This window comes from Streptomyces sp. NPDC047315 (assembly GCF_040643215.1).
GTDB lineage: Bacteria > Actinomycetota > Actinomycetes > Streptomycetales > Streptomycetaceae > Streptomyces.
The window spans coordinates 116,373-127,471 of record NZ_JBEYTZ010000027.1; the positions used below are offsets into that span (position 1 = coordinate 116,373).

Below are 11,099 nucleotides of genomic sequence, written 5' to 3' on the forward strand. Positions count from 1 at the left end.
CCCCCACCACCCTTCCCGGATTCTCGGCTCCTGGTGCGGAGGCCACTCGCCATGCCCTTGTTGACCGGCGCGCTCGCGCTGCTGTGCGTCATCGGTCCGCTGTCGACCGACATGTATCTGCCCGCCTTCCCGCGCATGGCGCAGGAGTTGGGCACCGACGCGTCGGGAGTGCAGCTCACCCTGACCGCGTTCCTGGTCGGCATGACCCTCGGACACCTGGTGTTCGGGCCGCTGTCCGATCGCTTCGGGCGGCGCGGACCGCTGCTCGCCGGGGCGGTGGCGTGCACCGCGGCGACCGCGCTGTGCGCGCTGGCGCCGACGCTGGAGTGGCTGGTCGCCCTGCGGTTCGCGGCCGGCTTCGGCGGGGCCGCCGGGATCGTCGTCGGGCGCGCCGTGGTCACCGACGTGACCGACGGCGCCCGGGCCGCCCGGCTACTGGGGTTGCTCGTCACCCTGGGCGGCATCGCACCGGTCGTCGCACCGGTCGCGGGCGGCGCGGTGATCGAAGCGGCCGGGTGGCGCAGCGTCTTCTGGGTGCTGGCGGCGGTCTCGGCCGTCGTCACCGCGGGCGTGGTCGTCGGCGTGCCGGAGAGCCTGCCCGAGCAGCGGCGGGTCGCGGGCGGTCTCGCGCCGTTCGTCCACTCCGTGCGCACGACCGTGGCCGACGGCCCCTACCTCGGCTACTCGGGCGCGTTCACCTTCGGCTTCGGCACGCTGTTCTGCTACGTCGCCGGCTCGCCGTTCCTCTTCCAGTCCGTCCTGGGGATGGGCGTGGGCGCGTCGTCGGTGGCCTTCTCGTCGGGCGCGGTGGTGACGACGCTGGCCGCCCTGCTCTCCGCGCGGCTGGTGGGGCGGGTGGGTGCGGTGGGGCTGTTGCGGACCGGACTGCGGCTGATGCTCGCCGGGTCCTGCGGGCTGCTGCTCGCCGCGGGCGCCGGTGCGCTGTCGCTGCACCTCGCGCTGCCGCTGCTGGCGCTGGTGTGCGCGGGGCTCGGGTGCACCGCGTCGAACTCCGCGGCGCTCGCGCTCGCCCGGGTCCCGGCCGCGAGCGGCACGGCCTCCGCGCTGCTCGGTACGGCCCAGAGCTCGTTGGGCGCGCTGGTCGCGCCGCTGATGGGGCTGGCCGGGGCGGACGCGGTGGGGCCGCTGGTGCTGGGGATGACGCTGTGTTCGGCCGCCGCCCTCGTCTCGGCGCGGTACGCGGCGTCCCGCGCCGCCCGCTCCGCATCCACCCCGGTGCCCGCCCGATGAGCGGTCAGCCGCAGATCCAGTCCGTCAGTTGCTCGGGGCGGGCCAGGGCGACCAGGTGGCCGCCGGGCAGCGGCTCCACCGGCACGCCCAGGCGTTCGGCGACCACCCGGCGCTGGAACTCCAGCGGGAAGAAGCGGTCGTCCCGGCCCTGGAGGAAGCGCGTGGGGACGTCGGGCCAGCCGGACAGCGGCCACGGATCGGCGAAGAGGGCCTCCGACGGCCCGCCGGGCGGACCGATCGCCAGCGCCTCTGAGGTGATCTCCGGCGGTACGTCGTGGAAGAAGTCCACCAGCGGATCGAAGGCGGCGTCCGGGTCGCGCCCGTCGCGCAGCGCGGAGGCCCGGCGCGCCTGGGGGTGGCCCGTGTTGCCCCACCACTCCCCCGCGCTCTCGCCGGGCGCCGGCACCATCGCGTTCACCAGGATCAGCCGCTCGACCGGGATGCGCTGGCACACCAGGGGCGCGATGAAGCCGGCGAGCGACTGCGCCACCACCACGAGCCGGCCGGGCGCGGCGTCGAGTTGGTCGATGACCGCGTCCGTGTACGCGGCGAGGTCGGCGGTGTTGTCCTCCGGGAGGTCGACGGCGATGGCCTCGTGCCCCCGGGCCCTCAACTCCGGCACGACACGGTGCCAGTACCAGGCGCGGCCGTCGGCACCGGGGATGAGCACGTACTCCGTCATGGTCACATCGTGACGGAAGACCGCCCCGATTTGTGGCACTTTCGCCTGGTAGGTCGGTCGAGCCCCACCCATGGGCGCCCCGGGGCAGCAACACGCCGCCCGCCCCCGGGAGCTTCCCCGGGGGCGGGCGGCGTCGTACGGCTGCGGGTCAGGCCTTCTGGAGGCTCAGGTCCTCGTCGCCCTGCGCGGTGCCGCCGTCCGGCCCCTGCTCGCCCGACTTCCGGGCGCGCTTGTCGGCCTTCTTCTTGCGGCGCCGCTCCTTGCGCAGCTCCACCATCGCGTACAGCGTCGGCACGAGCAGCAGGGTGAGCAGCGTCGAGCTGATCAGACCGCCGATCACCACGACCGCCAGCGGCTTGGCGATGAAGCCGCCCTCGCCGGTGATGCCGAGGGCCATCGGCAGCAGGGCGAAGATCGTCGCCAGTGCGGTCATCAGGATCGGCCGCAGTCGGTGCCGACCACCCTCGATGACGGACTCGACGACGCCGAGTCCCTGGGCCCGGTACTGGTTGATCAGGTCGATCAGCACGATCGCGTTGGTGACGACGATGCCGATCAGCATCAGCATGCCGATCAGGGCCGGTACGCCCATCGGGGTGCCGGTGATCACCAGCAGACCGATCGCACCGGTGGCCGCGAACGGGATGGAGACCAGCAGGATCAGCGGCTGCACCAGCGACCGGAAGGTGGCGACCAGCAGCATGAAGACGATCGCGACCGCCGCGAGCATCGCCAGGCCCAGCGAGACGAACGCCTCGTCCTGGTCCTCGGAGACCCCGCCGATGGAGGCGGTGGCACCCTCGGGCAGGTCGAGTCCGGAGATCTTCGACTGGAGCGAGGAGCTGACCGCGCCGGTGTTGTCGCCGGTCGGCTTGGCCGTGATGGTGGCGGCGCGGGCGCCGTCGATGCGGGTCATCGACACCGGCCCGGGCACCAGCTGCACATCGGCGATCTCGCCCAGCTTCACCGCGCCGAGCGGGAGTTCCTTCAGCTCCGCCATGGTCGTGGCGGGCTTGGCGGAGGTGATCACCACGTCGCGCTCGGTGTCGTTCAGGATCGCCTTGGCGGCGGGCGTGCCGCGCACGGCCTGGGTGACGGCCATGGCGAGCGTCGCGTCGTTGAAGCCGGCGGAGGCCGCGGCGGGCTTCGCCGTCACCGAGATCCGCGGCACGGACTGGGCGAGGTCGCTCTGGACGTCGGTGACGTCCTTGACCTTCGCGACCTCCTTGCGCACCGCCTCGGACGCCTCCTTGAGGGTGTCCGGGTTCGCGGCCTTCACCACGACGCTGACGTCCTGGCTGGCGAAGCCGTCGCCCGCCGAGATGGTGGTGTCGCCGATGCCCTTGAGCTTCGCCAGCTCCGCGTCGATGCGGTCGCGGACGTCCTCGTAGTCGGCGGCGTCCTTCAGGGTCATCTGGTACGACGCCTGGTTGGTGCCCGTACCGCCGCCGAAGGCCGCCATCCAGCCGGAGGAGCCCACGGTGACCTGGTAGTTCTCCAGCTCGTCCAGGCCCGACAGCACCTTCTCGACCTGCTTGGCCGCAGCGTCGGACGCCTCCAGGCTGGCGCCCACGGGGAGCTCCTGCTTGATCGACATGACCTCCTGCTCGCCCTGGTCGAAGAAGTTCGTCTTCAACAGGCCGGCCATGCCGAAGGTGCCGAAGAGGATGACGACCGCGAGCACGATGCTGGTGATCCGACGGCGGGTGGCGAACCGCAGGACGGGGATGTACGAGCGCTGGAGCCTGCTGCGCTCCTCCTTCTCCTCCGCGATCCGGCGCGCCTCGTCCGGGCCGAGGTCGCGCACCTCCTTCGGCGCGCGCAGGAACCAGAACGACAGCACCGGCACGACGGTCAGCGAGACCAGCAGCGAGGCGAGCAGCGCCGCGGTGACGGTGAGCGAGAACGAGCCGAACAGCTCGCCGATCATGCCGCCGGCCAGCCCGATCGGCAGGAAGACGGCGACCGTGGTCAGGGTCGACGCGGTGACCGCGCCCGCGACCTCCTTGACCGCGGTGATGATCGCGCCCTCGCGCTCCTCCCCGTAGCCGAGGTGCCGCTTGATGTTCTCCAGCACCACGATCGAGTCGTCCACGACCCGGCCGATGGCGATGGTCAGCGCGCCCAGGGTGAGCATGTTCAGCGACAGGTCGCGGGTCCACAGCACGATCAGCGCCAGCACCACGGAGAGCGGGATGGAGACCGCCGTGACCAGGGTGGAGCGCAGGGAGGCCAGGAAGACCAGGATCACGACGACCGCGAAGAGCAGGCCGAGGGCGCCTTCCGTGGTCAGTCCGGAGATGGCCTTGGAGACCGCCGGTCCCTGGTCGGACACCACGGTCACCTCGGCGCCGCTGCCGAGGTCCTTGCGCAGCTCCGGCAGCTCGTCCTTGACCGCGTCCGAGATCGCGACGGCGCTGCCGTCGTTGTCCATGGTGGCGAAGACGGCGAGGCTCGGCTTGCCGTTGGTGCGGGTCAGCGAGGTCGCGGCGGACGGCTCCTGCACCACCTTCGCGACGTCGCCGACGCGTACGGGCCCGCCCTTGGGCCGTACGACGTTCAGGTTCTCGATCTGCTTGAGCTCGGTGAAGCCCGCGCCGACCCGGACGGTGCGGCTGTTGCCGTCCTCGCTGAACGAGCCGGCCGGGACGGTGGCGCCGCCCGCCTTCAGCGCGTCGGCGAGCGCCGCGGTGGTCAGCCCCGCCGCCGCGAGCTTCGCGTCGTCGGGGGTGACGGAGACCTGGAGGTCCTGCACGCCGTCGATGGTGACCTGGCCGACGCCCTCGATGTCGTCCAGCGCGGGCACCACGGTCCGCTCCAACTGGTCGGCGAGGGCCTGCTGGTCCTTGTCAGAGGTGACGGCGAGCACGACGGTGGGGATGTCGTCCGTGGAGCCGGCGATCACCTCCGGGTCGACGTCGTCGGGAAGCTGGGTGCGGGCCCGGTTCACCGCCTGCTGCACGTCGGCGACGAGCTGCTTCGTGCCGTCCCCGTACTCGAAGCTGGCCATGATCACGGCGTTGCCCTCGCTCGCCGTGGAGGTGATCCCCTTGATGCCGTCGACGGCCTCGATGGAGTTCTCCAGGGGCTCGACGACCTGCTTCTCCACCACGTCGGGGGAGGCGCCCTCGTAGCTGGCGAGCACCGACACCATCGGCAGTTCGATCGAGGGCAGCAGTTGCTGCTTGAGCTGGGGTATGGCGATCGCCCCGAAGACGATCGCCACGATCGACATCAGCCCGACCAGGGCACGTTGTTTAAGGCTGAATTTCGACAGCCAGGACATGGGGTTCGTCTCTCTTCTGTGGCGTGCGCGGCAGGAGCGCGCCGAGGTGGGGATGTGCTGCGACGTACGACGGCCGCAGCCGTCGGCGGGCGGGTCAGTGGCCCGCTTATACGATCAGCCATTCGGACGGCCGACCCGTCGCCCCCAGGTCCCGTTTCTTTATCTCGCGCATACCGCAGCTGGAGTACGAGCCCCGCTCGGGTCACTCCACCCTTGGGCGTACCAGTCCCGACTCGTAGGCGGTGACGACGAGTTGGGCGCGGTCGCGGGCGCCGAGCTTGGCCATGGCCCGGTTCACGTGGGTCTTCACCGTGAGCGGGCTGACTTCGAGGCGCTCGGCGATCTCGTCGTTGGAGTGGCCGCCCGCGACCAGCACCAACACCTCGCGCTCCCGTACGGTCAGCGCGGCGAGGCGCTCCGAGTACGGCTCGGCGTCCGGGTCGTCGTCCCCGGTGCCGCCCTGGGCGAGGAACTTGGCGATCAGGCCCTTGGTCGCGGTCGGCGACAGCAGCGCCTCACCGGCTGCGGCGATCCGGATGGCGTTCAGCAGCTCCTCCGGCTCGGCGCCCTTGCCGAGGAAGCCGGAGGCGCCGGCGCGCAGCGACTGGACGACGTACTCGTCCACCTCGAAGGTGGTGAGCATGACCACGCGGACATGGGCCAGTTCGGGGTCCGCGCTGATCAGGCGGGTGGCCGCGAGTCCGTCCATGCCGGGCATGCGGATGTCCATCAGGACGACGTCGGCGCGTTCGGAGCGGGCCAGGGCCACCCCTTCGGCGCCGTCGGCGGCCTCGCCGACCACCGTCATGTCGGGCTCCGAGTCCACCAGGACGCGGAACGCGCTGCGGAGCAGCGTCTGGTCGTCGACGAGCAAGACGCGGATCGTCATCGGTCCTCTCCCGTGCGTGCGGTGAGGGGCAGTATCGCCTGCACGCGGAAGCCGCCGCCGTAGCGGGGGCCGGTACTGAGCCGCCCGCCGAGGGCGCCGACGCGCTCGCGCATGCCGAGCAGGCCGTGACCGCCGCGGTCCTCACGGTCGCCCCGGTCGCCGTCCGTTCGGCCCTTGCCGTGGCCGCCGGCGTCGCGGACCTCCTGGAACGAGCCGTCGGCGCCGCGCGGCGCGTCGGCGACGACGGCGCTCGCCCGCGCGTGGACGCAGTCGGGGCCGTCGCCCTCGGGCGAGCCGTTGTCGATGACGGTGACCTCCAGGGTGGTCCCCACCCTGATGACGCTGACCTCCGCCCTGGCCCCCGGGCCGGCGTGCTTGCGCACGTTGGTCAGCGCCTCCTGGATGATCCGGTACGCGGCCAGGTCCACCGCCGCCGGCCGGTGCACGCCCTGGTCGGCGCGGGCCACCTCGACCGGGAGCCCGGCCTGTCGGAAGGTGGTGACGAGTTCGTCGAGCACGTCGAGGCCGGGCGCCGGCTCGGTGGGCGCCTCCGGGTCGCCGGACTGCCGCAGCAGGCCGACGGTGGCGCGCAGCTCGCTGAGCGCGGACCGGCTGGCCTCCCGTACGTGGGCCAGCGCTTCCTTGGCCTGGTCGGGGCGCTTGTCCATGACGTGCGCCGCCACCCCCGCCTGCACGTTGACCAGGGCGATGTGGTGGGCGACGACGTCGTGGAGGTCGCGGGCGATCCGCAGCCGCTCCTCGGCGACCCGACGCCGGGCCTCCTCCTCGCGGGTGCGTTCGGCGCGTTCGGCGCGCTCCCTTATGGCGGCGACGAAGGCGCGGCGGCTGCGCACCGCGTCACCGGCGGCGGCAGCCATCCCGGTCCAGGCGAAGACGCCGACGTTCTCCTGGGTGTACCAGGGCGTCGTGCCGAAGAACATCGCGGCGCCGGACAGCGTGACCATGGTCAGCAGGCCGACCCGCCAGGTGGTGGAGCGGTCGGTGCGGGAGGCGACGGTGTAGAGCGCGATCACCGCGCACATCGCCACCGGGGCCGACGGCTCCCCGACGATCAGCTCGATGAGGCTGAGGACGCCGGTGAACGCCAGGACCGCCATGGGCTGGCGCCGGCGGCACACCAGGGCGGCGGCGGCCAGGGTCATCAGCAGCAGGCTGCGGGCGCCGGGGCTGCGGGCGCCGAAGGTCGGCCCGTGCTCCCCGTACGGCTCGGCGAAGGAGCCGACCACCATGCAGGCGAGGGCGAGGGCGGCGATGGCCGCGTCGAGCGCCAGGGGGTGCTCGCGGAGCCAGCGTTGCGCGCGGGCGAACCCGGTGGCGAGGGAGGTCACGTCAAGCAACGGTACGACGTGCGGCGCGGGGATGGGACCGATGCCGGCGGACGGGGCACGGACGGAGGCGGTGGACGGGGCGCTGGACGGGGGTGGCGAACGGGGCGGGGAAGACGGGCGGGAGAGGGCGGGTGCACCGATCCCCCCGGCCCTCGGGGGGACGGGGGGATCGGTGTCGTTGGAGTGCGTGCGGTGCGCGAGGCGGGTCGGCCGCGCGCAGTTCAGCCGATTGAGCCGAGTCAGCCTGCTCAGCCGGTCCAGCCTGCTCAGCCGGGGATGAAGCCCCAGTCCCCGATCAGCTGTCGGACTTCCTCCAGGGTGGCTCCCGGAGCGGGCAGGATCAGCTCGGACGGCTCCAAGGACTCGTCCGGCAGGGGCTCGCCGAGTTCGTGGACCTTGTCGAGCAGGGCGGCGAACGTGCGCCGGAACCCGGCTTCGTCGCCCTGCTCCAGCTCGGTCATCAGCTCGTCGTCGAGCTCGTTCAGTTCGGTGAGGTGGCTGTCCGCCAGCCTCACCTGGCCCTCCCCCATGATCCGTACGATCATGACGAGTCCTTCGCGCTCGGTGCTTGTCGGAGTCCGAGGAGTCCGATCAGTGCTTGTCGAAGTTCGGACGGTTGCTGCCCTGCTGCCCGGCGTCCTGTCCGGCGCCGGTGCCGCCCTCGATGGCCTGCTGGGACGAGCCCGAGCCGCCGGCCAGCTCCGCCTTCATCCGCTGGAGCTCCAGCTCCACGTCGGTGCCGCCGGAGATGCGGTCCAGCTCGGCGGCGATGTCGTCCTTCGCCATCCCGGTCGGGTCGTCGAGCGCGCCGGAGGCCAGCAGCTCGTCGATCGCCCCGGCCCGCGCCTGGAGCTGGGCGGTCTTGTCCTCGGCCCGCTGGATCGCCAGGCCGACGTCGCCCATCTCCTCCGAGATGCCGGAGAACGCCTCGCCGATCCGGGTCTGCGCCTGGGCGGCGGTGTAGGTGGCCTTGATCGTCTCCTTCTTGGTGCGGAAGGCGTCGACCTTGGCCTGGAGGCGTTGGGCGGCGAGGGTGAGCTTCTCCTCTTCGCCCTGCAGCGTCGTGTGCTGGGTCTCCAGGTCGGTGACCTGCTGCTGGAGCGCGGCGCGCCGGGACAGCGCCTCGCGCGCCAGGTCCTCGCGGCCGAGCGCCAGCGCCTTGCGGCCCTGGTCCTCCAGCTTCGAGGACTGGCCCTGGAGCTGGTTGAGCTGGAGCTCCAGTCGCTTGCGGGACGTCGCCACGTCGGCGACGCCGCGGCGCACCTTCTGGAGCAGCTCCAGCTGCTTCTGATACGAGTAATCGAGGGTCTCGCGCGGATCCTCGGCCCTGTCAAGGGCCTTGTTTGCCTTCGCGCGGAAGATCATCCCCATACGCTTCATCACACCGCTCATGGGCTTCGCGCGCCCCCTTCTGACGGACTACGGCTCCAGCACTCCAACAGAACCCACAGTACGGGCCCTGCTTCCATTACCGCACTGTTCGAGCACGGATGCGCTCCTCCCCAAGGACGACTGCGCACTGCTCCTGATCCGGCGCAAGGAGTAGATGGCCGTCAGGGTCGCCCTTCGGCCACCCCCACGAAGACCTGCCGAACGCCGTCGTCCCGCCCTGTGAAGACGCACGGTGTTGCCGGATCGTTCCCCTCCGGCATTGGGTACCCGCCCACCACCACGTACCCTTGGGTTTCGTGTTCCGTAGCCGTGCCAAGACAGAGAAGGCCCCCACCGACCAGGTGACGGCGGACCTCTCCCAGCAGCCCCGCGACCCCGAGGCCCCGAAGGGTCGCCCCACTCCCAAGCGGAGCGAGGCCCAGAGCCAACGCCGCCGTGCCGCGACGCAGCCGACCGACCGCAAGGCCGCGATGAAGCGTGCGCGGGAGACCCGGCGCACCGAGCTGGCCCGCCAGCGCGAGGCGCTCGCCAACGGTGACGAGCGGTATCTGCCGGCCCGTGACAAGGGTCCGGTTCGCCGCTTCGCCCGCGACTTCGTGGACTCCCGCTTCTGCATCGCGGAGTTCTTCCTCCCGATGGCGGTGATCATCCTCATCCTGAGCATGGTCCGCATCGGCCAGCTGCAGAGCATCGCGCTGCTGCTCTGGCTCGGCGTCATCGTGATGATCGTCGTGGACTCCATCGGCCTGGGCATCCGGCTGAAGAAGCAGCTCAACGAGCGCTTCCCGAACGAGCCGAAGCGCGGCGCGGTGGCGTACGCCCTGATGCGCACGCTCCAGATGCGTCGACTGCGTCTGCCGAAGCCCCAGGTCAAGCGCGGAGAACGGCCCTGACCGGCCAGGGCGCGACCGCCCCGGAAGTTCCGGGTGAGGCCGCGTCCGCCGTCTCACCCGCCGTCTCACCCGCCGTCCCACCTGCCCCCTCCGCCTCACCCGCGTCCTTCGCCGACGTGGGTGACGCCGTCCGGCAGGAGCTGGTCTCCCGCCAGCTCGACGAGCAGATAGTGGCCCGCTACCCGGTGGGGCAGCGGCTGCGGATACTCGACGTCGGCATGGGCCGGGGCGTGCAGGCGCTGCGGCTGGCCCGTGCCGGCCACGCCATCACCGGCCTGGAGGCCGACGCGGAGCTGCTGCGGCTCGCCCACGAGGCGCTGTCGACCGAGCCCGCGGGCATCCGCGAGCGCGTCCGGCTGATCGAGGGCGACGGCCGGGAGACCGGCGTCCACTTCACGCCCGGCAGCTTCGACGTGGTGCTGTGCCACGGCGTGCTGATGGCGTCGACGGAGCCGGAGGGGGTCCTCGCGGGCCTCGCCCGGATGCTGGCGCCCGGGGGGCTGCTGTCCCTCGTCGTACGGAACGCGGACGCGCTGGCCATGGGCCCCGGGCTCGCCGGCGACTGGGAGCGGACCCTCTCCGCCCTGGAGCCGGACGCCGCCGCGTACACCGACCGCCGGGGGCTGCCGCTGCGCGCGGACCGGTTGGAGGACCTGACCGCGACGCTGGCGGGGATCGCGGCGCCGCTGCACGCCTGGTACGGCGTACAGGTCTTCACGGAGTGGTCGACGACCGGGGCGGACGGTGCCCCGGCGGAGCCGCTGGAGCGGTTGATCGCGGCGGAGGATCGTGCCGGGCGTCGGGACCCCTACCGCCGTATCGCGGCCCTCCTCCACCTCTGCGGCGTCCGCGGCTGACCCCTTCCGCGCGCCCCGGCCCTGGACGCTGCCGCCGTCCCCCTGCGGGGCGCGTTGGTCTCTGCGGCCCGTGGTGGGCCGGCCGCGCCTCCCAGCGCCCCTGGACCTTCTCGCCGTAACCCTGCGGGGTGCGTTGGTCTCTGCGGGCCGTGGTGGGCTTGTCGCGCAGTTCCCCGCGCCCCTGTTTCGCTGCCCCCCGTCATCCTTCTGCGGGTGTAGGCAGAGGTTTTTAGGGGCGCGGGGAACTGCGCGAACAGCCACCCACCGGCCGGTGGAGACCAACGCACCCCGCAGGTAAACGGCGAGAAGGTCCAGGGGCGCGAGGAACTGCGCGAGGAACGACAGGCGGGCCGCGGAGGTCAGCGCATCCCGCAGGGGGCCGCGGGGTATCGCGCGCTCGCAGGCGCTAAGGGCTGTCCCGTAATCCCTGGTGGATCAGCGCGCGGCGTCAGATGCGGTGCATCGCAAGGCGGAGGGGTCACCGCATACTGGATGTATGT

General features: G+C 72.2%; 9 protein-coding genes. 3 read left to right on the plus strand and 6 right to left on the minus strand.

What is annotated here, in order from left to right; genetic code table 11:
• Positions 1 to 51: 51 nt before the first annotated feature.
• The gene (locus ABZ842_RS28280; RefSeq protein ID WP_361542581.1) at positions 52 to 1,251 is read left to right on the plus strand and encodes a Bcr/CflA family efflux MFS transporter; all 1,200 of its coding nucleotides are present in this window, start codon (positions 52 to 54) and stop codon (positions 1,249 to 1,251) included.
• Between the two features lie 4 nt (positions 1,252 to 1,255).
• On the opposite strand, the gene ABZ842_RS28285 is transcribed toward ABZ842_RS28280, so the two are convergent.
• The 6 genes from ABZ842_RS28285 to ABZ842_RS28310 form a co-directional block, all read right to left on the minus strand.
• Positions 1,256 to 1,933 carry an alpha/beta fold hydrolase gene (locus tag ABZ842_RS28285; RefSeq protein WP_361542584.1) on the minus strand — a complete coding sequence of 226 codons (678 nt, stop codon included), beginning with the start codon at positions 1,931 to 1,933 and terminating at the stop codon, positions 1,256 to 1,258.
• Positions 1,934 to 2,081: 148 nt separating this feature from the next.
• On the minus strand, positions 2,082 to 5,219 hold the full coding sequence (locus ABZ842_RS28290) for an efflux RND transporter permease subunit (protein ID WP_361542587.1): 3,138 nt from the start codon (positions 5,217 to 5,219) through the stop codon (positions 2,082 to 2,084).
• Positions 5,220 to 5,421: 202 nt separating this feature from the next.
• Positions 5,422 to 6,108, minus strand: coding sequence for a response regulator transcription factor (locus tag ABZ842_RS28295; protein WP_361542590.1), 687 nt, complete (start codon positions 6,106 to 6,108; stop codon positions 5,422 to 5,424).
• The gene (locus tag ABZ842_RS28300; protein WP_361542593.1) at positions 6,105 to 7,457 is read right to left on the minus strand and encodes a histidine kinase; all 1,353 of its coding nucleotides are present in this window, start codon (positions 7,455 to 7,457) and stop codon (positions 6,105 to 6,107) included. The genes ABZ842_RS28295 and ABZ842_RS28300 overlap by 4 nt, the downstream gene beginning before the upstream one ends.
• A 266-nt stretch (positions 7,458 to 7,723) precedes the next feature.
• A complete protein-coding gene (locus tag ABZ842_RS28305) occupies positions 7,724 to 8,002 on the minus strand; it encodes a hypothetical protein (protein ID WP_361542596.1) in 279 nt (92 codons plus the stop codon).
• 46 nt (positions 8,003 to 8,048) lie between these two features.
• The gene (locus ABZ842_RS28310; protein WP_361542599.1) at positions 8,049 to 8,849 is read right to left on the minus strand and encodes a PspA/IM30 family protein; all 801 of its coding nucleotides are present in this window, start codon (positions 8,847 to 8,849) and stop codon (positions 8,049 to 8,051) included.
• Positions 8,850 to 9,145: 296 nt separating this feature from the next.
• Between ABZ842_RS28310 and ABZ842_RS28315 the strand changes: the two genes are divergently transcribed.
• Both ABZ842_RS28315 and ABZ842_RS28320 read left to right on the plus strand, forming a co-directional pair.
• Positions 9,146 to 9,742 carry a DUF3043 domain-containing protein gene (locus ABZ842_RS28315; protein WP_361542602.1) on the plus strand — a complete coding sequence of 199 codons (597 nt, stop codon included), beginning with the start codon at positions 9,146 to 9,148 and terminating at the stop codon, positions 9,740 to 9,742.
• Positions 9,743 to 9,858: 116 nt separating this feature from the next.
• A complete protein-coding gene (locus ABZ842_RS28320; protein WP_361542605.1) occupies positions 9,859 to 10,599 on the plus strand; it encodes a methyltransferase domain-containing protein in 741 nt (246 codons plus the stop codon).
• Positions 10,600 to 11,099: the final 500 nt, after the last annotated feature.

Coding starts and splice junctions, on each gene's coding strand:
- ABZ842_RS28280 (WP_361542581.1), top strand. CDS start 52: ATGCCCTTGTTGACCGGCGCGCTCGCGCTGCTGTGCGTCATCGGTCCG.
- ABZ842_RS28285 (WP_361542584.1), bottom strand. CDS start 1,933: ATGACGGAGTACGTGCTCATCCCCGGTGCCGACGGCCGCGCCTGGTAC.
- ABZ842_RS28290 (WP_361542587.1), bottom strand. CDS start 5,219: ATGTCCTGGCTGTCGAAATTCAGCCTTAAACAACGTGCCCTGGTCGGG.
- ABZ842_RS28295 (WP_361542590.1), bottom strand. CDS start 6,108: ATGACGATCCGCGTCTTGCTCGTCGACGACCAGACGCTGCTCCGCAGC.
- ABZ842_RS28305 (WP_361542596.1), bottom strand. CDS start 8,002: ATGATCGTACGGATCATGGGGGAGGGCCAGGTGAGGCTGGCGGACAGC.
- ABZ842_RS28310 (WP_361542599.1), bottom strand. CDS start 8,849: ATGAGCGGTGTGATGAAGCGTATGGGGATGATCTTCCGCGCGAAGGCA.